This window comes from Maritalea mobilis, from assembly GCF_019800885.1.
Classification (GTDB): domain Bacteria; phylum Pseudomonadota; class Alphaproteobacteria; order Rhodobacterales; family Rhodobacteraceae; genus Roseibacterium; species Roseibacterium beibuensis.
On sequence record NZ_JAHVKE010000001.1, the window covers coordinates 320,052 to 342,343 of the forward strand.

The 22,292-nt window shown below is 65.0% G+C and carries 23 protein-coding genes and 4 tRNA genes; 18 read left to right on the forward strand and 9 right to left on the reverse strand.

The features are described 5' to 3' along the window. The first annotated feature begins 284 nt into the window (after positions 1–284). From KUV65_RS01590 to yecR, 13 genes are all read left to right on the forward strand, one after another. Complete coding sequence (locus KUV65_RS01590) at positions 285–1,082, forward strand: polysaccharide deacetylase family protein (RefSeq protein ID WP_222187117.1); 798 nt, start codon at positions 285–287, stop codon at positions 1,080–1,082. Between the two features lie 286 nt (positions 1,083–1,368). Beyond that, entirely contained in the window at positions 1,369–1,716 is a 348-nt protein-coding gene (locus KUV65_RS01595; RefSeq protein ID WP_222187118.1) for an HU family DNA-binding protein, read from the forward strand. A 93-nt stretch (positions 1,717–1,809) separates the two neighbouring features. Further along, positions 1,810–1,884 (forward strand) — tRNA-Val (locus tag KUV65_RS01600). Between the two features lie 76 nt (positions 1,885–1,960). Beyond that, entirely contained in the window at positions 1,961–2,548 is a 588-nt protein-coding gene (locus tag KUV65_RS01605) for a histidine phosphatase family protein (RefSeq protein WP_222187119.1), read from the forward strand. Between the two features lie 43 nt (positions 2,549–2,591). Then, positions 2,592–2,667 (forward strand) — tRNA-Val (locus tag KUV65_RS01610). A gap of 171 nt (positions 2,668–2,838) precedes the next feature. Beyond that, a complete protein-coding gene (locus KUV65_RS01615) occupies positions 2,839–3,237 on the forward strand; it encodes a DUF4870 family protein (RefSeq protein ID WP_222187120.1) in 399 nt (132 codons plus the stop codon). Between the two features lie 152 nt (positions 3,238–3,389). Beyond that, a complete protein-coding gene (locus KUV65_RS01620; protein WP_222187121.1) occupies positions 3,390–4,328 on the forward strand; it encodes a pirin family protein in 939 nt (312 codons plus the stop codon). A 59-nt stretch (positions 4,329–4,387) separates the two neighbouring features. Next, positions 4,388–5,197, forward strand: coding sequence for a hypothetical protein (locus KUV65_RS01625; protein WP_222187122.1), 810 nt, complete (start codon positions 4,388–4,390; stop codon positions 5,195–5,197). A 22-nt stretch (positions 5,198–5,219) separates the two neighbouring features. Next, positions 5,220–6,197, forward strand: a complete 978-nt coding sequence (locus KUV65_RS01630) for a DMT family transporter (protein ID WP_222187123.1) — start codon at positions 5,220–5,222, stop codon at positions 6,195–6,197. A gap of 108 nt (positions 6,198–6,305) precedes the next feature. Continuing rightward, positions 6,306–6,382 (forward strand) — tRNA-Asp (locus KUV65_RS01635). A gap of 106 nt (positions 6,383–6,488) precedes the next feature. Next, positions 6,489–7,139: a lysoplasmalogenase family protein gene (locus KUV65_RS01640; protein WP_222187124.1), complete on the forward strand. Its 651-nt coding sequence runs from the start codon at positions 6,489–6,491 to the stop codon at positions 7,137–7,139. Positions 7,140–7,151: 12 nt separating this feature from the next. Continuing rightward, positions 7,152–7,228, forward strand: a tRNA-Asp gene (locus KUV65_RS01645). Between the two features lie 163 nt (positions 7,229–7,391). Further along, entirely contained in the window at positions 7,392–7,646 is a 255-nt protein-coding gene (yecR, locus tag KUV65_RS18250; protein ID WP_374107061.1) for a YecR family lipoprotein, read from the forward strand. Positions 7,647–7,819: 173 nt separating this feature from the next. Here the strand turns inward: yecR and mnmA are convergent, their stop codons facing one another. Continuing rightward, positions 7,820–8,980, reverse strand: a complete 1,161-nt coding sequence (mnmA, locus tag KUV65_RS01655) for a tRNA 2-thiouridine(34) synthase MnmA (RefSeq protein WP_222187126.1) — start codon at positions 8,978–8,980, stop codon at positions 7,820–7,822. A 143-nt stretch (positions 8,981–9,123) separates the two neighbouring features. Between mnmA and sciP the strand changes: the two genes are divergently transcribed. The 4 genes from sciP to recG all read left to right on the forward strand — a co-directional run bounded on the left by sciP (position 9,124) and on the right by recG (position 14,815). After that, complete coding sequence (gene sciP, locus KUV65_RS01660; RefSeq protein ID WP_222187127.1) at positions 9,124–9,402, forward strand: CtrA inhibitor SciP; 279 nt, start codon at positions 9,124–9,126, stop codon at positions 9,400–9,402. Positions 9,403–9,521: 119 nt separating this feature from the next. Further along, a complete protein-coding gene (gene ctrA, locus KUV65_RS01665; protein WP_222187128.1) occupies positions 9,522–10,232 on the forward strand; it encodes a response regulator transcription factor CtrA in 711 nt (236 codons plus the stop codon). Between the two features lie 187 nt (positions 10,233–10,419). Next, positions 10,420–12,714, forward strand: coding sequence for an NAD-dependent DNA ligase LigA (ligA, locus tag KUV65_RS01670; protein ID WP_261331564.1), 2,295 nt, complete (start codon positions 10,420–10,422; stop codon positions 12,712–12,714). After that, complete coding sequence (gene recG / locus KUV65_RS01675; protein ID WP_222187129.1) at positions 12,707–14,815, forward strand: ATP-dependent DNA helicase RecG; 2,109 nt, start codon at positions 12,707–12,709, stop codon at positions 14,813–14,815. The genes ligA and recG overlap by 8 nt, the downstream gene beginning before the upstream one ends. A gap of 412 nt (positions 14,816–15,227) precedes the next feature. Here recG and KUV65_RS01680 read toward each other — a convergent pair whose 3' ends face one another. Beyond that, complete coding sequence (locus tag KUV65_RS01680; protein ID WP_222187130.1) at positions 15,228–15,683, reverse strand: iron-sulfur cluster assembly scaffold protein; 456 nt, start codon at positions 15,681–15,683, stop codon at positions 15,228–15,230. Between the two features lie 69 nt (positions 15,684–15,752). On the opposite strand from KUV65_RS01680, the gene hisI reads away from it, so the two are divergent. Continuing rightward, the gene (gene hisI, locus KUV65_RS01685; protein ID WP_222187131.1) at positions 15,753–16,124 is read left to right on the forward strand and encodes a phosphoribosyl-AMP cyclohydrolase; all 372 of its coding nucleotides are present in this window, start codon (positions 15,753–15,755) and stop codon (positions 16,122–16,124) included. Positions 16,125–16,198: 74 nt separating this feature from the next. On the opposite strand, the gene gluQRS is transcribed toward hisI, so the two are convergent. The 7 genes from gluQRS to KUV65_RS01720 all read right to left on the reverse strand — a co-directional run bounded on the left by gluQRS (position 16,199) and on the right by KUV65_RS01720 (position 21,935). Beyond that, positions 16,199–17,041 carry a tRNA glutamyl-Q(34) synthetase GluQRS gene (gene gluQRS / locus KUV65_RS01690; RefSeq protein ID WP_222187132.1) on the reverse strand — a complete coding sequence of 281 codons (843 nt, stop codon included), beginning with the start codon at positions 17,039–17,041 and terminating at the stop codon, positions 16,199–16,201. After that, the gene (locus KUV65_RS01695) at positions 17,038–17,643 is read right to left on the reverse strand and encodes a class I SAM-dependent DNA methyltransferase (RefSeq protein ID WP_222187133.1); all 606 of its coding nucleotides are present in this window, start codon (positions 17,641–17,643) and stop codon (positions 17,038–17,040) included. The genes gluQRS and KUV65_RS01695 overlap by 4 nt, the downstream gene beginning before the upstream one ends. A 22-nt stretch (positions 17,644–17,665) precedes the next feature. Beyond that, positions 17,666–19,021, reverse strand: a complete 1,356-nt coding sequence (gene trmFO / locus KUV65_RS01700; RefSeq protein ID WP_222187134.1) for a methylenetetrahydrofolate--tRNA-(uracil(54)-C(5))-methyltransferase (FADH(2)-oxidizing) TrmFO — start codon at positions 19,019–19,021, stop codon at positions 17,666–17,668. 72 nt (positions 19,022–19,093) lie between these two features. Continuing rightward, entirely contained in the window at positions 19,094–19,546 is a 453-nt protein-coding gene (locus tag KUV65_RS01705; protein ID WP_222187135.1) for a hypothetical protein, read from the reverse strand. An 83-nt stretch (positions 19,547–19,629) separates the two neighbouring features. After that, a complete protein-coding gene (locus KUV65_RS01710; RefSeq protein ID WP_222187136.1) occupies positions 19,630–20,346 on the reverse strand; it encodes a hypothetical protein in 717 nt (238 codons plus the stop codon). Between the two features lie 202 nt (positions 20,347–20,548). Next, on the reverse strand, positions 20,549–20,947 hold the full coding sequence (locus KUV65_RS01715) for a hypothetical protein (protein ID WP_222187137.1): 399 nt from the start codon (positions 20,945–20,947) through the stop codon (positions 20,549–20,551). A gap of 118 nt (positions 20,948–21,065) precedes the next feature. Then, positions 21,066–21,935 (reverse strand): LysR family transcriptional regulator, encoded by an 870-nt coding sequence (locus KUV65_RS01720; protein ID WP_222187138.1) that lies wholly within the window; start codon positions 21,933–21,935, stop codon positions 21,066–21,068. Positions 21,936–22,292: the final 357 nt, after the last annotated feature.

The window sequence follows — 22,292 nt, forward strand, 5'->3', positions numbered from 1 at the left end:
GAACCCTCCGGATGATTGGCCGCTGTCCCGGTCCGGTAAGTGGGGGCAGGCTTCAAGCGGCCTGACGACAATGTGTGAACGTTGTTCTGCGCGAAGACCCGCCGCAAGAGGGCATGACGGCGCTGCTTGCCGGGTGTTGCCGTTTTGTTGCCACTGCATGGCCTGATTGCGTGTCTTGCAAGGCACGGTTGTGGATGGAAGCGGACGGACTTGGCCGCGAGGCTTGAGTCGATTCGCACGCTTTACCCATTGTGCTTCAAAGATTCTCTGTTGGGACTTGCGGCATGCCGAAGTTTTCAGGCCAGTTTGCCGACCGACGCGGGGTCCTGCTGGGGCTCGGCGCGGTTCTGGCCTGTCCAGCCGTGATCGGGCGGGCCGAAGCGCAGGCCATTCCGGCGAGCTTTACCGGAAACGGGCCCGTCACGCGCGGGGCCGACGTCACGGTGCAGCGTGTGAATACCCGCCAGCCCGTCGTCGCGCTGACGTTCGATGACGGTCCCCATCCGCGCCTGACGCCGCAACTCCTCGATATTCTGCGCGCGGCCAACGTGCGCGCGACCTTCTACATGATCGGGCGCAACGTCGCGCGGTATCCGCAGCTTGTCGCCCGCGTGGCCGCAGAGGGGCACGAGATCGGAAACCATACCTGGTCGCATCCCAGCCTCTATGGCCGTTCCGACGCCGGTGTCCTGAACGAGATCGACCGCACCAGCCTTGCCATCCAGAACGCTGTTGGCCGCCCGCCGGTCACCATGCGACCGCCTTACGGCAATCTCTATGACCGCCAGCGCCTGATGCTCTATGCCGAGCGCAACATGCCGACGGTGCTCTGGTCCGTCGACCCGCAGGATTGGCAGCGCCCGGGCAGCTCGGTCGTCCGCCAGCGGATCGTAGGGTCAGCTCATCCCGGCGCAGTGGTGCTGGCCCATGACATCCACAGCCCGACCGTGCGCGCGATGCCCGCGACCATCGAAGGCCTCGCCGCGCGGGGGTTCCGCTTCCTGACGGTGTCGGAACTCATCGGCTGGCCGCGCTGGGACCAGCGCCGCATCCGCATCGCCGCGCGCAGCCCGCGCAGCTGATTAAACCGGCGCGTCCACTGGAAAGGGGCCGTCCGTTGCGGTACACTGTCCACTGATAGTAAACAATAATCCCAGATTGCAGAGTATTGGGGACGGGGAGAGCAGAGCCATGACGACGAAATCTACCACCAGCAGAAGCAAGCGCAAATCGACGCCCGCCGGGCGGTCGCGCAGCCGCACGACCACGGCAAAGGCGGCCACTCCGACGTCCTCAGACGAAAGCACCAAGGAAAAGAAGACTTCGCCCACTCCCAGGACGGCCCCCGCTCCGGCACCGTTGCGCGCGGTGGAGAGCGCGACAAAGAACACGGCCGCGCCCGAGACCCCGGCGCAGAGCGACAGCGACAGTGCGGATCGCGCCAAGCGTCCCGACCTGCTGGACGCCATCGCATCGCGCAGCGCGTTGAAGCGATCTGAGGTCAAGCTGGTGATGGACCTGATGCTGGACGAGATGGGCAAGCTGCTCGACACCCATGAAGAGGTGGCGGTGCCGCCGCTCGGCAAGCTGATGGTCAAGAAGCGGATGGAAAAGCCAGGCGGCGACATGCTGACGCTCAAGCTCAAGCGTGTGACTGGCGGAGCCGATGGCGCGTCCGGCACCACCGTGGACAAGCCCGCGAAAGACAGCGACTGAACCGGGCGCGTCGGCTTCGGTCGGAGCGCTCGAAAATGGGGCAAACCCCTCTTGCAGAGCCTTGGGCTTGGGGCTAAATACCGCGCATTCGGCGGGTGATTAGCTCAGTGGTAGAGCGCTTCGTTCACATCGAAGATGTCGGGAGTTCAAATCTCTCATCACCCACCATTTCCCTTCTCCATGAATTTCGACCTGCGGTGAGCGACCCTTGCGGTCCGGCCGGGCGAAAGACGAGGTTGCTCGCATGGCTTTTCCGCCCCTCTACATCCTGCGCCACGGGGAAACCGAGTGGAACCGCGCCGAGCGGTTGCAGGGCCACCTCGACAGCCCGTTGACCCAAAGGGGCAGGTCGCAGGCGCGCGAACAGCGCGAGATCCTCTCCGAACTGCTGCCCGCCGCGGATGTGACAGTGATGTCCAGCCCGTCGCCAAGGGCGCTGCGCACGGCCGAGATCGCCTTGCCGGAGCACCCCATCACGCAGGATAGCCGCCTGCTGGAAATCGACCTTGGGGATTGGGCCGGGCGTTTCCTGTCCGAAATCCGCGCGGACTACCCCGAGATCGCCGCGGCCACGGACCCGCACCTGTGGAAGTTCACAGCTCCCCGCGGCGAGCGTCTGGCCCAGATGGCAGCGCGGTGCCAATCGTTGCTGGCCTCCCTGCAAGGCCCCACCGTCCTTGTGACCCACGGGATCACGTCGCGGGTGTTGCGCTGCCTCGCCCTTGGCCTGCCGCCCGAAGACCTGTCGACGCTGCCGGGCGGGCAGGGCGTGGTGCATGTCGTGGAGCAGGGAACGGCCCGGTTGCTCGGGGCCGCGTCAGACGCCGATTGAGGCTTGCCCCCACGCCCCGGACCGGGCTATGAGGCGCCCCGGCGGGTGGTTAGCTCAGTTGGTAGAGCGCTTCGTTTACACCGAAGATGTCGGGGGTTCGAGCCCCTCACCACCCACCAGTTTCCCTATCATAAGCGCCGCGTGACGTTGGGGTTCGTACCAGGCTTGGGCGACCTGCGCCCCGATCGGACGCATGCCCAGGCTTGGCGTTTCAAGGGCCGGCGCATGGGTTCTTGACGCTAGGGGGCGCGAGCGACAGCATCGCTGCCATTTAGAAAAGGACGCTTTTCATGCAGGACACACCGCCGCCGCCACCACCCCAGTACAACCAGGGGCAGCCCTACCAAGCGCCCCCGCCCAACCCGCTGGAGCCCGCTTTTATCATCTATATCACTTACATCGTGGGGTTCGTCGTGCCCTTCGCAGCCCTTGGCGGGCTGATCTATGCCTATATCGAGCGGGGCAAATCACCCGAATTGGACAGTCACCTGACCTTCCAGATCCGCACCTTCTGGTGGGGTGTCTTGATGATGGTGATCGGCTTCGTGCTGACCTTCGTGCTGGTGGGTTTCCTCGTCTTTCTGTTCTGGCTTGTCTGGACAGGCATCCGCATCGTGACCGGCCTGCAACTGGCGCAGAACCGTCAACCGATCCGGTCGGTGCAGGTTTGGGGGATGAAAGCGGTTTAGGCGCTTAATGTGCGGCAGTGCATTTATTATTGTTTTTGACCTTTTCAGTGTGCATTTATGAACAAAAATGGTGTGATTGCATCGAATAGGACCGGATCGCCGAACGCCCTAGCTTTGTTGGGACCCGCAACGACCAAGCTGGAGCCTCTGCCATGAGCTGGAACCCCGCCCTCGACCCGCATTGCCCCACCGGTGACGATGTCGATGCCATTGAAACCGTGATCGTTCCCCGCGCCCGAGACCTTGGGGATTTCGAGGTGCGCCGCGCGCTCCCGGCGCCGAAACGCCAGATGGTCGGCCCGTTCATCTTCTTCGACCAGATGGGCCCGGCCGAGTTCATCACGGGGCAGGGGGTGGATATCCGTCCGCACCCGCATATCGGCCTCGCCACCGTCACCTACCTGTTCGAGGGCAAATTCCATCACCGCGACAGCCTGGGCACGGACCAGTGGATCGAACCCGGCGCGGTGAACCTGATGACGGCAGGCCACGGCATCACCCATTCCGAGCGGATCGACGGCGAGATGCTGCGCGCGCCCTACAAACTGTCGGGCATCCAGACCTGGATCGCCTTGCCGAAAGGGGCCGAGGATGGCGCACCGGATTTCGTCCATGCCGCCAAGGGGGAGCTGCCGCTGCTTGAGGGCGAGGGCAAGCGTGTCCGCCTGATCCTGGGGACGGCCTTTGGGGCCAAGGCCCCCGTCTCGACCCCGTCCGAGATGTTCTACGCCGACGCCTTGCTGGAGGCGGGCGCGAAACTGCCGATGCCCGACGATCACGAGGATCGCGGCGTCTACGTCATGGATGGCTCGGTCGAGATCGCGGGCGAGCGCTTCGACAAGGGGCAGATGATGGTGTTCCGCCCCGGCGACCGCGTGTCGTTGACCGCCGGAGAGGCGGGCGCGCGCGTGATGCTCTTGGGCGGCGAAACGCTGGAGGGGCCACGCCATATCTGGTGGAATTTCGTCGCCTCCTCCAAGGAGCGCATCGACGAGGCGAAAGAAGCGTGGCGTCGGGGCGATTGGGAGCATGGCCGCTTCCAATTGCCGCCCACCGACCAGGAGGAGTTCATTCCCCTGCCCGAAAGGTGACAGCGCCGCCGTCTCGTGCTAGCGGCAGGCCCATGTCTGCCTGTTCGGGATATTTCGCCATGACATCGTGGAAATGGGCGGCCTTGGCTGCCCTTGTCCTTCTGCCTGCCCCCGCCGTTGCCTTCGATGCCGATAGCTGTGACCGCGTTCTCTCCGCCGATGCCGTGGAGGGCGAAGACCTGCGCGGCGCGGTGCCCGAACTGATCGCCGAGCCGTCGCAATTCGGCGGACGGGTCGATTGCATCCTGAGCGGCGGGTCAGCGACCGAGGGTGGGGCGCAGACCGTGACCGTTCTGGAGCGTGTGCCGGGGGCCGACGACGTGCATGAACTGCACGTCCTCTACCGGGCCGACGGGGTCGAGGCGCTCAGCTTCAACCGGGTGACCGAGCGGGCGCGCACGATCACCGAATGCGGCCGCGACACGGACGGGGCGATCCGGTGCCGCACGGACCTTTTCATGGGAAGCGGGGTGATGTTCGACCGCCTGATCGCGGCGAACGGCGACCTGATGCAGTTCGGCATCTATCTCGACGAAACGCGGACCTTTGCCGACGCCCTGTCACAGGCACGCTTCTTCGACGCCCCGCCCGAGGCGCGCGGCGTGACGATCGAGGTGCTGCCAGACGGCCCGACCTATGACCTTGCCCTGACGCCCCAGGGGGCGCGCTACCGCGTCGCCACCCCGGACGAGACCCGCAGCTTTGCGCGCCGCTTGATCGAGGCCACACCGGCCCTGCGCTTACGCTTGCGCCTGTCCGAGGATGGCCGTGACCGCGACCAGACGCTGGAGCGCTCGGCCGGTGAAGTGAACACGGCGCTGCTCGTGCATTTCCGACTGGAAGAGCTAATGCTTGGCGCCGCCGAGTAGCGCGCGAGGTCAGGGGCAGCACATGGCGCCGAGCGACGACACAGCGAACAATGCCCGCGCCATCCTGTTCATCCTGGCGGGTGTTTTCTTCATCTCGATCAACGACATGCTGATCAAGCTGCTGTCGGGGGGCTACCCGCTGCACCAGATGGTCTTCGTGCGCTCGGCCATCGGGATCTGCGTGTCGCTGGTCATCCTGCGCTACGAGGGCGGGGTCGCTATGCTGCGGACCAGCACGCCCGGTCTGCACCTTGTGCGCGCGCTGTTGATCGTCATCGCCAACATGACCTTTTTCGCCGCGCTGGCGGTGATGCCCCTGGGCGCGGCCACGGCGCTTTTCTTCGTCGCGCCGCTCTTCATCACGCTTCTGGCGATCCCGGTCCTGGGCGAGACGGTGGGCAAGCACCGCATGACGGCGATCCTGATCGGCCTGTTGGGCGTGGCGGTGATGATGGCGCCCGGTGTCGATTGGGGCGGCATCCCGCGCCTCAGCCTGCTTTTGCCGGTCGCGGCGGCATTCTGCTACGCTGGCATGCAGGTGCTGACGCGCAAACTGGGGGCAAAATCGGCGGCCTCGGCCATGGCGGTCTACATTCAGGCGACCTTCATCCTTGTCAGCGTCTGTTTCTTCGTGGTGGCCGGCGACGGGCGGTTTGCCGAGGGGGTGGAGAGTGAAAGCCTCGTCTTCCTGCTGCGCGCCTGGGTCTGGCCGCCGGTCGAGGATTGGTGGAAATTTGGCTTGCTGGGGGTGTTGTCCGCGGTTGTCGGCTACGCGCTTAGCCAGGCCTACCGGATCGGGGATGCGGCGACCGTGGCCTCCTACGAATACACCGGCCTGCCCATCGCGATCTTCTGGGGCTGGATCGTGTTCGGCGAGATCCCGAGCCTGCCGATGCTGGCCGGAACGGCGCTGATCGCGGGGGCGGGGCTTTACGTATTCGCGCGCGAACGGCAGCGCGCGCGCCCGCTGTCTGCCGCCCGTCCACAGCGCCGACCGTGAGCGCCGAGAAAAAGGCGGCGGAAAGCGCAAAACCGCGCTTGACGGGAGGCGGGCGGGGGCCTAATACGCCCCCCACGCAAAGGGGATCTCCCCGAAGCGGAAGGGTGAGCGGTTGTAGCTCAGTTGGTTAGAGTACCGGCCTGTCACGCCGGGGGTCGCGGGTTCGAGCCCCGTCAACCGCGCCACCACCCGTTTCGCAGCGATGCGCGAAAATGCCGGCCCCTCGGGGCCGGTTTTTTCTTTTTGCCACCCTGCGCTTTCCCTCGCGGGGGCGCTGATCTAGACAGGCGCATGATCGGTTTTCTTCTTCCCGCTGGTGCCCTTGCGCTTGCCTATGGCGCGGTCTGGACGTTGCGGCCCGTGTCTTGGGCTAGGTCCGCGATCAAGACCGGCTCCACCGTCCTTCTGGCGCTGGCCGCCGCGTGGCACGGGCTGCCGATCCTGGCCATGGCCTTGGGGCTGGGGGCGGTGGGCGATTTCTTCCTGTCGCGCGATCCGAAGTCCGGGTTCCTGCCCGGTCTGGCGGCGTTCGCCCTTGGACATGCGATCTACATTGCCGTTCTCTGGCCCTTGGCCGGTTCGGTTCCGGTGGTGCCCGTTCTGGTCCTTGCGGCGGTGTCGGCGGTATTGCTGGTGCGGCTCTGGCCGGTCCTTGGCGATCTTCGGCTGCCCGTGGCGATCTACGCGGGGCTGTCGGTCGTGCTTGGGGCGCTGGCGCTTGCCTTGCCGGACGCGGCCGTCTGGATCACGGCGGGCGCGCTGGCCTTCATCGCCTCGGATATCGTGCTGGCCATCGAGCTGTTCCTCTTGCCGCCCGAGAGCCGCTGGAAACCGCTCTTCGCGCGTGGCCTCTGGGCGCTGTACTGGCTGGGGCAGGCGGCGATCCTGTGGGGGATGAAAACCGCCGCTTCCGGCATTGACGCCGCCCCGGGATTTGCCTAATCAGGCCCTCACGCGGTTGTAGCTCAGTTGGTTAGAGTACCGGCCTGTCACGCCGGGGGTCGCGGGTTCGAGCCCCGTCAACCGCGCCATTTTCCTATTTTTTATTTATACTTGACGCTCTTGTGGCGGCTTGCGTCATGTGATTTCATCTCGCAACAATCTTGTTTGTTAAAGACTCGTGGAGGAGTCATGCGTTCTTTGTTTCTAGCTGCGGCTGCGGTTGTTTCCCTTAGCGCTTGCTCTGAGGTAGTGATGGTGCCTCAGCCTACAGGCGGTAGTCGTGCAGATGCGAGTGTTGTCCTTTCGTACCAGCAAGGTGCCTTCGAAATTGTCACACCCGATTGGGAAGGCGCTCAAGCGGGGGCGGATGCGCGTTGTCGGGCATGGGGTTACTCTCGTGCGGATCCTTTTGAAGGAACTCAGCGTACGTGTGAGCAAACTGATGCCTATGGAGGCTGCGTGTTGACGACATATTCGCGCACTTACCAGTGTCTTGGGCGCGGTTAGAGTCTTCTGACGCGTCGACATGATCCGGCTTGATAGCGCCCGGATAGAGTTGCCGTTAGCCACCAAGCGATCTGGGTTCGCTGCTTGCTGATAACCGGCTGCATGTGAGCGGGCGCTCTAACGCTCCGCCCGTTCGCACCTCGTTCGCCCCGCTGCGGCGCCCGCCGGCCTTGTCAGGCCGGATCGGTGCTTACCCCCTTGTGAATCCAGCCGCCGCCGAAGACGCGGGTGCTGTCGGGATCGTAGAACACGCAGGCCTGCCCGGGGCTGACCCCTTGTTCGGGCGTGGCCAGCTCCACCTCGGCCTCGGTCTCCGAGATCGGGCGGATCACGGCGGGCGCGGGCGGGCGGGTGGAGCGGATGCGCACCTCGACCTCCCATTCCGGGCGCGAGGTGAAGGGCGCATCACCCAGCCAGTTGATCTCGCGCACCGGGACCGTGCGTTTGGCCAGCGCCTCTTTCGGGCCGACCACGACCTGCCGCGCGTCCGGGTCCAGCTTCACCACGTAAAGCGGGTCCGCCAGGCCACCGATCCCGAGGCCGCGCCGCTGGCCGATCGTGTAGTGGATCACACCGCGATGCTCGCCCAGAACGGTGCCCTCCATATCCACGATCTCGCCCGGATCGGCCGCGCCGGGGCGCAGTTTCTCGATCACGCTGGCATAATCGCCGTTCGGCACGAAGCAGATGTCCTGGCTGTCGGGCTTGTCAGCCACCGGCAGCCCGTATTTCGCCGCCAAGGCGCGCGTCTCGGCCTTGGAGGGCAGATGCCCCAGCGGGAACCGCAGGAAATCCAGCTGCTCCTGCGTGGTGGAGAACAGGAAATAGGACTGGTCGCGGTTCATGTCGGCGGCGCGGTGCAACTCTGCTCGCTCCGGCCCCATGAGGCGCTGGATGTAATGGCCCGTCGCCATGCAATCGGCGTCGAGATCCTTGGCCGTGGCCAGCAGGTCCTTGAACTTCACCCGCTCGTTGCAACGGATACAGGGCACGGGCGTCGCGCCGGCAAGGTAGCTGTCGGCGAACTCGTCGATCACGGCCTCGCGAAAGGTGTTCTCGTAATCGAGGACATAGTGGGGAAAGCCCATCTCCTCGGCCACGCGGCGCGCATCGTGGATGTCGCGCCCGGCGCAGCAGGCGCCTTTCTTGGCCAGCGCCGCGCCGTGGTCGTAGAGCTGTAGCGTGACGCCCACGACGTCATAGCCTTCCTCGGCCAGTTGCGCGGCCACGACCGAGGAATCCACGCCACCCGACATCGCCACGACGACGCGCGTGTCGGCAGGGGCCTTGGCAAAGCCAAGCGAATTGAGTCCGTGGGGCCGATCGAGGGCCATGGCAGGCATCCTGTTCCGGGAAATGAGCCGAATGGGCGGAATATAGGAAAACCGACCCTTTTCACAAGCCGCGCGCTAACCGCGAATTAAACACTCTGCGTCAGAGTGCCGGTCGACGAAGTGACCATGATGACGAGGCGCCGATGTATATCCGACGGATCAAGGGACCCCATAGCGTGACACTGCCCGACGGCCGTGTGCTGACCCGCGCCGATCTGCCGGACCCGGACACCCGGCGCTGGGTTGCCAGCCGCAAGGCAGTGGTGGTGCACGCGGTCGAAGGCGGGCTGATCACGGCAGAGGAGGCGATTCGCACCTGGGACCTCTCCGAGGAAGAGCTTGATAGCTGGCGCGATGCCGTCGCCCGGCACGGTGTTGCAGCTTTGAAAGCAACTTCGGTGCAGCGTTTTCGCAACGCATGACCGGATCCTCGTGAAATTGCATGGTTTTTGCGGGGGCGCCTGCCGAAACGGGTAACTTGTAATTAACCATTTGAACCGAGGGTGGGTGTCGACCAAGGCGAGATTCGGAGAGAAAAAAGATGCGCGTTTTGCTTGTTGAAGACGATCTTACCACGTCCCGCAGCATCGAGATGATGCTCAAGCACGCTAATCTGAACGTGTATTCGACCGACATGGGCGAAGAGGGCGTCGATCTTGCGAAGCTTTATGATTACGACATCATCCTTCTCGATCTGAACTTGCCCGATATCACGGGGCACGAGGTGTTGCGCCAGTTGCGCACCGCCCGGATCACGACGCCGATCTTGATCCTCTCGGGCTTCGACGACCCCGAGAACAAGCTGAAGGGGTTCGGCTTCGGCGCCGACGATTACCTGACCAAACCGTTCCATCGCGAAGAACTGGTCGCGCGAATCCACGCCATAATCCGCCGCAGCCAGGGGCACGCCCAGTCGGTGATCCATACCGGGCAGATCTCGGTCAATCTCGATGCCAAGACGGTCGATGTGGGCGGCGCGCCGGTGCATCTGACCGGCAAGGAGTACCAGATGCTGGAGCTGCTGAGCCTGCGCAAGGGCACCACCCTGACGAAAGAGATGTTCCTCAACCACCTTTATGGCGGCATGGACGAGCCCGAACTCAAGATCATCGACGTCTTCATCTGCAAGCTGCGCAAAAAACTGTCCGAGGCCACGGGCGGCGACAACTATATCGAAACGGTCTGGGGGCGTGGCTACGTGCTGCGCGACCCGGCAGCGCAGACCGGGGCCGACATGGCCGCGACGGCCTGACGGCGCATCTCGGCACATCCGCAAGGGGGCTTGATCGGATGTGCCATGCGCGTTTGGCCGGGGCGTCCGGAGGAGCGCGCCCCCCTTTCGCGTCGCACGGGCTGCGGAAGCGCTGTAGATCTGCTGGCGTATAGCGGCCTGATCCCCTGATCCGGCTGGACCCGACCGTGAACGAGACCTATCACCAATGCAGGACGAGCAGCCGCGCGAGGGTGACATGGCCGAGGAGATACGGGACGCCGAAAAGGCAGCCGCGACCCTGACCGAGGAGGAGGCGCGCGCCCGGCTTGCAGAGCTGGCCGAGGCCCTGCAATCGGCCAATACCGCCTATTATGCCGAGGATGCGCCGACCCTGTCCGATGCGCAGTACGATGCGTTGAAACGCGAAAACGCCGCGATCGAAGCGCGCTTTCCGCATCTCAAGCGGGCCGACAGCCCGACGGAACAGGTCGGCGCCGCCCCGTCCGAGGGCTTTGCCAAGGTCACCCATTCCGAACGCATGCTGTCGCTGGCCAATGCGTTCGACGATGCGGATGTTGTGGATTTCGTGGCCGGCATCCGCCGCTATCTCGGTCTTGCGGAGGACGCGCCCTTGTCCTTCACGGCAGAGCCAAAGATCGACGGTCTTTCCCTGTCGCTTCGCTATGAAAAGGGCGCGCTGGTGACGGCGGCCACCCGGGGCGATGGATCGGTGGGCGAGAATGTCACCGCCAACGCCCGAACCATCGCCGATATCCCCGAGCATCTCGACGGCGCGCCCGACGTGCTGGAGGTGCGCGGCGAGGTCTACATGAGCCACGCCGATTTCGAGGCGCTGAACCAGCGGCAGGAGGCGGCGGGCGGAAAGACCTTCGCCAACCCGCGCAACGCCGCGGCGGGATCGCTGAGGCAACTTGATGCCGAGATCACGCGCGCGCGGCCCTTGCGCTTTTTCGCGTATTCCTGGGGCGAGCTGTCCGAGCCGCTCGGCGAGACCCAGATCGAGGCGCTCGCGCGGCTTCGGGCGTTCGGCTTCACCATCAATGACCGGACCCAGGCCTGTGAAAGCGTGGACGAGATGCTGGCGCATTACCGCACCATCGAACAGGACCGCGCGACGCTCGGCTATGATATCGACGGGGTCGTCTACAAACTGAACGACCTGTCCCTGCAACGCCGCCTGGGCATGCGCTCGACCACGCCGCGCTGGGCGATCGCGCATAAATTCCCCGCCGAACTGGCCTGGACACGGCTGGAGGCCATCGACATCCAGGTCGGGCGCACCGGTGCCCTGTCCCCGGTGGCGCGCCTGACGCCGGTGACGGTCGGCGGCGTCGTGGTCTCCAACGCGACGCTCCATAACGAGGATTACATTGCCGGCCGGGACAATCGCGGCCAGCCGATCCGCGACGGCAAGGACATTCGCGTCGGCGATTGGGTGCAGGTCTATCGCGCGGGCGACGTGATTCCGAAAGTGGCGGACGTGGACTTGTCGAAACGGCCCGAGGACTCGGTGCCCTACGACTTCCCGACCGTCTGCCCCGAATGCGGCTCGGACGCCGTCCGCGAGGAGGGCGACAGTGTGCGCCGCTGCACGGGTGGCTTGATCTGCCCCGCGCAGGCCGTTGAAAAGCTGAAACATTTCGTCAGCCGGGCAGCGTTCGACATCGAGGGGCTGGGGGCCAAGCAGGTCGAGGCCTTCTACGGCGACGGATGGATGAAAGAGCCCGCGGATATCTTTGAATTAAAAGACAATTATGGATCCGGCCTGCAGCAGTTAAAGAACCGGGAGGGCTGGGGCGAGAAAAGCGCGAAAAACCTCTTTGATGCCATTGATGAAAAGAGGAAAATTTCGCTCAAGCGCGTGATTTTCGCGCTTGGTATCCGCCATGTCGGCGAAGTGGCTGCCGACGATCTGGCGCGCCATTTCGGTCGGTGGGACGCGTTCGAGACGGCGGTGGTGCAGGCGATCCCTGCCGCTGCGGCCCATCGCGCGGGTGAAGAGGCCGTGGCCGCCGAACAGGCCGCCGCCAAGTCCGAAGGCCGCCGCGCGCAGATCAGCGATGCGCGTCGCAAGGCATGGGAAGGGGCCGAGGTCCCGTCCGAGGCAAAAGCCGCCTGGGATGACCTTGTGGGCATCGACGGGATCGGCGCGACGGTCGCCCTGTCCCTGACCGACACCTTCGCGCAGGAGGCCGAGCGCGCCTCGATCGACCGGCTGATCGCTCATCTCGACATCCAGCCGCCCGAAGCCCGCGCGACGGAGGGCAGCCCCGTGGCGGGCAAGACCGTGGTGTTCACCGGCAGCCTTGAAAAGATGACGCGCGCCGAGGCCAAGGCGCGCGCGGAGTCGCTGGGGGCCAAGGTGTCGGGCAGCGTGTCGGCCAAGACCGATCTGGTCGTGGCGGGACCGGGGGCGGGATCGAAGGCCAAGAAGGCCGAGGATCTGGGCATCGAGATGATCGACGAAGACGGCTGGCTGGCCCTGATCGGCGATGGTTGACGCACCGGCAAAGCCCCGGGGACGCCCCGAGATCCTGTTCCCGCTTTTCGCGGGGCTGGAAACGCTGGACGGGATCGGCCCGAAAACGGCAAAGAATTTCAAGGGGCTGGCGGTTGAGACGCCGAAGGACCTGATCCTGACGCTGCCTGTGGGCGGCGTGGACCGGTCGCGGCGGGCCTCGATCCGCGAGGTGGCGCTGCCGGGGGCCGCAACGGTCGAGGTCACGGTCGGTCGCCACCGCCCGCCCGCCGGGCGCGGGCCGTACCGGGTCGAGGTCGAGGATGCGCAAACCTCGTTTCAGCTGGTCTTCTTCCACGCCAAGGGCGACTACCTGCAGCGCATCCTGCCGACCGGTCAGCGCCGCGTCGTCTCGGGCAAGCTGGAGCTCTTCGACGGGGTGGCGCAGATGGCGCATCCCGACCACATCCTGCCGGTCGAGGAGGCGGGCGAGATCCCCCCGTTCGAGCCTGTCTACCCGCTGACGGCCGGGGTGACGCAAAAGGGCATGCAGAAGGCCGTGGCCTCGGCGCTCAAGCGCGTGCCGGACCTGCCCGAATGGTGCGATGCCGAGTTGAAGCGGCAGAAGGGCTGGCCAGACTGGCACGACGCGGTTTTGGAAGCTCATAGCCCCGAGGGCCCCGAGGATCTGAGCCGCTCGGCCAAGGCGCGGGAGCGGTTGGCCTTTGACGAGTTGTTCGCCCACCAGATGACGCTGGCGCTGGCCCGCCAGACGCGGCGCAAGAAAAAGGGCTTCGTCACGCAAGGCGACGGGCGGTTGCGGGCAAAGGTTTTGGAGGCGCTGCCTTTTTCGCCGACCGGCGCGCAGCTGCGGGCGATCTCCGAGATCGAGGCCGACATGGGCGCGCCGACCCGGATGAGCCGGCTTTTGCAGGGCGACGTGGGGGCCGGCAAGACGCTGGTCGCGCTGATGGCGCTGCTCATCGCGGTCGAATCCGGCGGGCAGGGCGTGATGATGGCGCCGACCTCGATCCTTGCGGGGCAGCATTTCGCGAACCTCAAGCCGCTTGCCGAAGAGGCGGGCGTCGTGATCGAGATGCTGACGGGCAATGACAAGGGGGCCGAGCGCAAGGCCAAGCTAGCTGCGCTGGCGCGTGGCGACATCCAGGTGCTGGTGGGCACGCATGCGGTGTTCCAGGACGACGTGGAATTCCGCGACCTGCGCCTTGCCATCGTGGACGAGCAGCATCGGTTCGGCGTGACGCAGCGCATCCGGCTCAGCCGCAAGGGGCAGGCGGCGGACATGCTGGTGATGACGGCAACGCCGATCCCCCGCACGCTCAGCCTTGCGCAATATGGCGACATGGATGTCAGTGTGCTGGACGAGAAACCGCCCGGTCGCACGCCGGTCAAGACCGCGCTGATCTCGACCGCGCGGATGGAAGAGGTGGTGCAGCACCTGCGCGAGGCCATCGCCGAGGGGCGGCAGGCCTATTGGGTCTGCCCGCTGGTCGAAGAGTCCGAGGTCTATGACGCGGTGGCGGCCGAGGAGCGGTTCAAGCATCTGCGCGCGGAACTGGGCGAGGGGGTGGTGGGCCTTGTCCATGGCCGGATGCCGGTGGCCGAGAAGGACGCAGCGATGGCCGCTTTCAAATCGGGGCGAACGCGGGTGCTGGTGGCGACCACGGTGATCGAGGTCGGGGTCGATGTGCCCAATGCCTCGATCATGGTGATCGAGCAGGCCGACATGTTCGGTCTGGCCCAGTTGCACCAGTTGCGGGGCCGCGTGGGGCGGGGCGCGGCGGAGTCGACCTGCCTGCTGATGTATCGCTCGCCCCTGGGCGAAACGGCGAAGCGGCGGCTGATGGTCCTGCGCGAAACCGAAGACGGGTTCCGCATCGCCGAGGAAGATCTCGCGATTCGCGGTGCGGGCGATCTGATCGGCACGGCGCAGTCCGGTGTTCCCCGGTTCCTCATCGCGGACCTGGAGAGCCAGACCGCGCTGATGGCCTTGGCGCAATCCGGGGCCCGGGCCCTGCTGGCCCGCGATCCGGGGCTGGAGAGCCCACAGGGGCAGGCCGCACGCACCCTTCTGTGGTTGATGGAACAGGACAAGGCGATTGCCTTGATCGGGGCCGGCTGAGCGGTGAAATGCCGCTTTGTTCTCAAATGTTCTTAAAAAGTTCTCGACAAATGGGAACGGATATGAGAACAAAGCATCAACACCCGAGAACGGAGGACGCCAAAATGACCCGCATCGCCACCATCCTGCGCCAATCGCGCGAGACGCTTCTGGCCGATACTGCCGGTGTCTTGGCGCTTGCCGTTTTCATGATGGGCCTGCTGCATCTGCCCGGCCTGATCTGAGGAGATCCTGTTTCTGCCTGCGGTCCGGGCAGGGCCACCGGCGCATCGCCTGTCCCCTTGATGCGCCCATGACCTGCCTCGTCACTGGTTTCCGTGCTCCGGAAGCGACGCCTTGCCCGATGGATACGCATCCTTCCGCCGCCATCCCAACGGATGCGCGGCGGTTTTTTTGTCAGGAGGTCAGTAGGTCAGGCGCAGGCGGCGCGCTCGGCTTCGGCCATCGCCTCGGCGGTGGCCTCGAGCGCCAGCATGATCGACGCGTGACGGTTCTTGTAGTCGCGCGCGGGCGCGAGAACCTCGTAGCCGTCGAACGGGTCGCCGGGCGGGTCGCCCCCCTCTTTCAGCATCGCGCGGAGGGCATCGCGTGCGGCCTCGACCTCGGGCCGTGTCCGTCCAATCGCATTGCGCCCAAAAAGCGCCGCCGAGGCCTGGCCAAGCGCGCAGGCTTTCACGTCCTGGGCGAACCGCGCAATGCGGCCATCCGCGTCGAGATCGAGGTCCACCGTCACGGTCGACCCGCAGAGCGGAGCCCGTTTCTTGACCGTGGCCTGCGCCCCCTCCAGCCGCCCGCGATGGGGGATATCCGCGGCAAGGCCGAGGATCTTCTGCGAGTAGAGGTCGATCAGGTCGCTGTTCGCGGACATGGGCGCTTTGCCTTTCGCTGCCTTTCCCAATAGGTAGCGGCCAAGCCGCCTTTTGCAAAGAGTCCTGCCATGACCGAGACCCGTTTCGACCCATCAACCCTGCGTTACGACGCCAATGGCCTGATCCCCTGCATCGCGCAGGACGAGCGCACGGGCGAGGTGTTGATGATGGCCTGGATGAATGCCGAGGCCGTCGCGAAAACGCTGGAAACAGGCCGTGTGACCTATTGGAGCCGCTCGCGACAGGCCTTCTGGATCAAGGGCGAAACCAGCGGGCACGTGCAGGAGCTGGTCGATCTGCGCATCGATTGCGACCGCGACTGCCTTCTGGCCGTGGTGCGGCAAGAGGGGCCCGCCTGTCACACCAATCGGCGGGTGTGTTTCTATACGGCCGTGCGCGATGGGGTCGAAGTGGAGCTGATGGAGCCGATGGCGGATTAGGGGGCTCTGCCCCCGTCGCCTGCGGCGACTCCCCCGGAGGTTTTTTGGCCAAGATGAAGGGGCAGGTCGGTGCGCTAGAGGCCGGCCATGCGCCGGATATCGTCCGGGCTGGCGCCGTCCTCGCGATAGTTTCGGATCGCACGCGCATCGTCGCGCTTGGCCAGGCGTTTGCCGGCCTCGTCCCGGATCAGCCGGTGGTGGTGGTAGGTCGGCGTGGGCAGGCCGAGCAGCGCCTGAAGCGCGCGCTGCAATTGCGTTGCGTCGAACAGGTCTTCGCCACGAATGACATGGGAGATGGCCTGCGCCGCATCGTCGAGCACGACAGACAGGTGGTAGCTCGCCGCCATATGGGGCCGGGCCAGGACCGGGTCGCCGACCTGCGTGAGCAGCGTGTCGACGGTGACGCGGTGGGCGCCGGGATGGGCCGGGCCGGTTTCGGTGAAGGTCACGTCGAGATCCGGCAGCGCCTTGGCCAGATCGAGGCGGATGGCCATCCCCTCGGTCCAGTCCGACATGGGCCGCCCGCGACAGGTTCCGGGATAGATGCGCCCGTCGGGGCCAAACTCGGGCGTTCCTTCCTGCGGGGCGGAGGCGGCCTCGGCGATGTCGCGCCGCGAGCAGGAGCAGGGATAGCAGAGGCCGCGCCCGGCGAGATGTTCGACAGCGGCGCGGTAATCCGAGAGATGCTCGGACTGGCGCCACGGCGGTTCGTCCCATGTCAGGCCGAGCCAGGAGAGGTCTTCGTAGATGAGCTCTTCCCAGTCCGGGCGGGCGCGGGATTGGTCGATATCGTCTATGCGCAGCAGGAATTGCCCGCCGGCGGCCCGAGCCATGTCATGGGCGGTGATGGCCGAGAAGGCATGGCCCAGGTGCAAGGGGCCGGTGGGCGAGGGCGCGAAGCGGGTGCGAAGGGTCACTGGCGTTCCAGCAGGTAGACCATCGCCCTGGAGCCGAGGCCCTTGATGTGGTCCCCGATCTCCTCGGACAGGATGCGCGCCTTGCCGTCCGCGACAGCCGCGTTCAAACGATCCGTGTAGGCAGGCTCTTCAAGCGTGTGGTCGTTGAAGGAAAAGCAGAACAACCCGCCCTTGGGCAGCAGGTCGAGACACTGATCGAACACGCTGGGCGGCGCGGCCCCGGTTCCGATCACGCCGGCGGCGGCCACGGCCTCGTAGTGGCCTTTCGGCGCACTGGTCTCGGACAGGTCGAGCAGCCGGCCATAGACGCCGCGTTTCCGGGCCTCCTCCATCATCCTGGCAGAGACGTCGGCGCCGTCGATCTGCGTGAACCCTTGGGCCGCCAGCGCCCGACCCAAGAGCCCCGTGCCGCAGCCCATGTCGAGCATCGGGGCGTCCTTGGGCAGGGGGCTTGTCGCAAGGGTCGCGGCGCAGCGGGCTGGCGTGACGTAGCCCTGCGATGCCAGGTCGTTGTCATACTGCTCGGCCCAGTCGTCATAGAGCGCGCGGCGGTCGGCGTCGGTCTTCAGCGCGTAGACCTTGTCGAGATAGTCATCCGTCATGGGTCAAAGGCTATCGGCCTGCTCAGGCGGCGTCCAGCGCCGAGGCCGAAAGCCAGCCGGTCCAATCCGCCTTGGCCCGGTCGGTATAGGCCTTGTAGCGATCGCGCCGTCCGCGACGCCCGCCTTTCAGGCCTTCGACCGGGGGGAACAGACCGAAATTGACGTTCATCGGCTGGAATGTCTTGGCCTCGGCCCCGCCGGTGATGTGCGTGACAAGCGCGCCCATGGCCGTTGTCGCAGGAACCGGCGGCAGGGCGGCTCCCGTGACCTCGGCGGCGGCCATGCGGCCGGCAAGCAGACCCATCGCGGCAGATTCGACATACCCCTCGACGCCGGTGATCTGTCCTGCAAGGCGGATGTGTGGCTTCGAGCGCAGGCGCATCTGGTCGTCCAGCAGCGTGGGCGAGTTGATGAAGGTATTGCGGTGAATGCCGCCGAGCCGCGCGAATTTCGCATCCTGAAGGCCGGGGATCATCCGGAATACCTCGGTTTGCGCGCCGTATTTCATCTTCGTCTGGAAGCCGACGATGTTGTAGAGCGTGCCGAGCTTGTTGTCGCGACGCAGTTGAACCACGGCCCAGGGCTTGGTCTGCGGGTCATGCGGATTGGTCAGGCCCACGGGTTTCATCGGCCCGTGGCGCAGCGTTTCGCGCCCGCGTTCGGCCATCACCTCGATGGGCAGGCACCCGTCGAAATAGCCAGCCGTTTCGCCCGGCTTGAACTCCGTCTTCTCGGCGGCAAGCAGCGCGTCGATGAAGGCCTCGTATTCGTCGCGGGTCATCGGGCAGTTGAGATAGGCGGTGCGTTCTTCCTCGGTCTCGCCCTTGTCGTAGCGCGACTGGCGCCAGGCGGTGTCCATGTCGATCGTGTCGGCATAGACGATGGGGGCGATGGCGTCGAAGAAGGCGAGGCTGTCCTGACCCGCCTCGGTGGCGATGGCCTGTGCAAGGCCGCCAGAGGTCAGCGGGCCGGTCGCGATGATCCAGTGGCCATTGTCGGGCAGGGCGGTGATTTCACCCGTCTCGACACGAATGCGCGGATGGGCCAGCAGCCGTTCCGTGACGCCTTCGGCAAAGGCCTCGCGGTCCACGGCCAGGGCGCCGCCCGCGGGCAGGCGGTGGGTATCGGCCATTTCCATGATCAGCCCGCCGGCTTGCCGCATCTCCCAATGGAGCAGGCCCACGGCATTCTGTTCGTCATCATCCGAGCGGAAGGAATTCGAGCAGACCATCTCGGCAAGCTTGCCGGTCTGGTGGGCGAAGGTTTCGACCTTGGGCCGCATTTCGTGGATCACCACGTCGAGGCCGAGATGGGCGGCTTGCCAGGCGGCTTCGGACCCGGCCATGCCGCCACCGATGATATGGAGTTCGCGTGTCATGTCGCGGGACATAGAGAAGCGCGCCCCAAGCCTCAAGGCCGGGACGCGCGTGTTTGATCGAACAAATCGGTGTCAGGCGCGTGCGTAGCTCTCGGATTCGGGCGCGCGCTCCTCGGCGTCGTCCTCTTCGTCCAGCATCCACGGCTCATGCGTTTCAAGCACCGTGTAGCGCCCGCCGCCATACAGGATGAGCGGCACCGAGAAGACGGTGATCAGCGTGATTTTCACGGCGAGGTCGGGGTTCCCCTCGGGCGTGGTCAGGATCGCCGGCCCGATCAGCAGGACGGCCGCGATCGCCGAGGTGATGGATGTCCTGATCCCGAGCATCAGCCAGATGCTCAGCACGAAATAGAGCGCGGATAGCGCGGTGGATTGGATGGCCAGCCGTTGATCCATACCGCCGATCACGGACGGGACGGCGCAATTGGCCAGTTGGGGCAAAAGCCCGATGGCGGCCTCGATGATCAGGGTCGCCGCAAGGCAAACCCTCATATTCAGGCGGAGCCATTCAGTCAGGTCTCTCATTTGTCTGCCTCATGGAATTTTCTACTGCTCATTTTTGGGCCAACCGTTTCGTCACGTTTCACCGGGGCTGTAGGGGTTGCCGGTCAGGCGGGACAATCCCCATCAGTGATACTGAAGATGTTCTCGATTTCCGGCTCGACCGGGCTGCGTGCGATGCGCTGGGACAACCGCTGTTCGAGTGAGGGGGACGGCGCATGGGACGGCGTGGCACCGGCCATGTGCGCTTCGACACGGTTGAGAATGGCGTGTGTGCCCTTGGTTCGGCCGGGGCGAGGGGCCGCCTTGAATGTCGGAAGCGCGACGGCGGCCTCGGCGGGGGCAGGGCGGCGCGAGGCCACCATGCCCTCGGCCTCGACACGGGCCAGGATGGAGGCGACGCGACGGGGGGCGACCCGGCGCTGGATGGGCGCGCGACGCCGATGGGCCGCGGGGCCATGATCGCTATAGGTCAACAGCAAGGCGGCGATAAGCGCCAGGTCGCGCCAGAAGCTGCCAAGTTCGGTTTCGACGCCCATTTCCACCATCGCCAGGTAGCTGGCGTAAAAGGTCATCATACCGAGGATCAGGGCGGCGACGCGAGTATAGACCGCGATCATGATCATGAAGGCCAGCAGGAAGACCAGCCCGGCCGAAAGAGCCGTTGCCGCGATACCGGGCATGGCCCAGCTGAACAGCAGCGCAAGGTCTGTGCCGGGAATGATCCTCAGCGCGACCGCGATGAAGTAGGACGCGATCAATATCCGCAACGTAGCCTCGGCGGCTGTGTTGAGCGTGACGCGTTCTGCGGTTCCGTTTCTCATCCTGATCCTCGAAGGAAGCTGCTACTGCTGGGGTGCTGACTCGGTTACTCGCGCACGCGTTACTTCGTCATGCTGCGCCCGCAAAGCGGCGGCACTTCGGGCGAAGCGTGGAAAAGTCCGTTCCAAATTGAGGCAAAATCAAGATGAAGCGGCCCGGGCCTGAAAAGGCGCCGGGCCGCAAAACGCGTCTTGTGTCCGTGTTTCAGACGAGGCCTTGCCAGCCGCGCCGCACGAGCGCGTAGTGTCCGCCGCCACACAGCAGCAAGGGCACGGTCATGAGTGCCGCAGATGCCGCATACACCGCCCAGGTGGAACTCGCCTGAAGGTATTGGTTCGACCAGGCTGTCGCCAGCATCAGCGCCAAGCCCAGAAGGGCCGTAACCCGAGTGCGGATCCCCAGGATGAGCCATGACGCGATGACGGCCAGCAAGATCATTCCCACGTTGTTGAAAAGATCTGCGGCGACCGAGGGTTGCAGGTGAATAAAGTGTTGTCCTGCAACCGTTTCGGTGTCTGTAATCTCGAGGGCGGCAATGCCGATGTAGCTCGCCCCGAGGTACACTCGGGCCAATAGACAGCCTGCGCCGTCAATGGTTTTCATGCTCTGGTCTCCTGCCTCGATGCGAACTTCTTGATCGCTTGTTACTTGAGGCTAGACTTGGCTTTCCGAGGCCGCCAGTGACATCCACGCAAACCCGTGTTTGCGTTTGCGCAAGGTCTCAGGCGATGTCGCTCTCCGGAACGGGGAAACAGGTGCGGCTGTTCTGTTTCGTGCTGGTGGCAAACGCATGCCGTACCCAGTCCAGCACTGTGGCCACGGCACGGTCGCCTCGGCGGCTGGCATGGTAGGCGGCATAGATGGGCGCGTAATAACTGTCGTCGGGGCACGAGATCGGGCGCAGATCCGGATACCGCTTTGCCACGATGTCGGGAAGCGGCCCCATCGTTTCGGTCACCTGGATCACTTCGGCCAACTGGTCGAAATGCTCGACCCGTATGCGTGGCGGACGCTTGAACCAGGCGCTCGCCATCGCCTGAGGGCCGATCTGTTCGAACTCGTCCGGCATTCCGATCCAGTCGCCGTCCAGATCAGCATTCGCATGGGCGTAAATCCGGAACGGCAGGGTGACGACGCGGGCCGCGATCAGGCGTCCGCTTTCAGGCCGATGCTGGACCAGCACGATATCGCAATCGCCCAAGCCGTTCTTGAAGATCCGGTTGCGGAATTCGAGCTCGAGCTCGGGGGCTTCTTCCTGCAAGTCGGGCAGGGCGGGAAACAGCACATGCGTGTTCAACAGAGGCGCCGCACCGATCGTCAGCTTGATGTGCTGCCCATCGCTATCGAGATTGTTGCGCGCAGCTTCGATGCGCTGGTCGAATTCCTCGGCGACCGACAGGAGATGTTCGATCCGGGGGGACGGGAGCCATCCGTCCGCGGTGCGGACGAAGGCGGGACTCCCCAGTTTTTCGCCGATCTTGTCGATCCGGCGCGAGACCGTCGCGACGTTCGTGCCAAGCGCAGTCGCAGCGCGTGTGAGCGTCTTGTGCCGCTTGATGGCGACCAGATACCGCAAGTCGTCCCAATTCATGGGCCTTACCTTTATGAAGTAGCAGAAAATGACCTGCCGCACGTGCGGTTACACACTACTGTACCGGTGGTCCGCCATTGCCCTAACGGCAAAACGGATCGTGATCGTTACATATGAGTTGTTTGGTTCGTATACGTTAGCGCAAACAATGGCTGCGCATTGTCACCATTGCGCAACGTACATCGACAGTCCATTCGGGCATCAAACCTTAGAATGCGTAAGAAAGCGCTGATTTTTGGTAGTATTTTCCCGATTTGCCGAGCGTTGCAAATCCTGCAACCCTGCATGCCAGAAAAATTGCACACTCAATGAAATCCACCGGACCGTAGCGCAGTCTTTGGGTGGCCAAGGATGCGC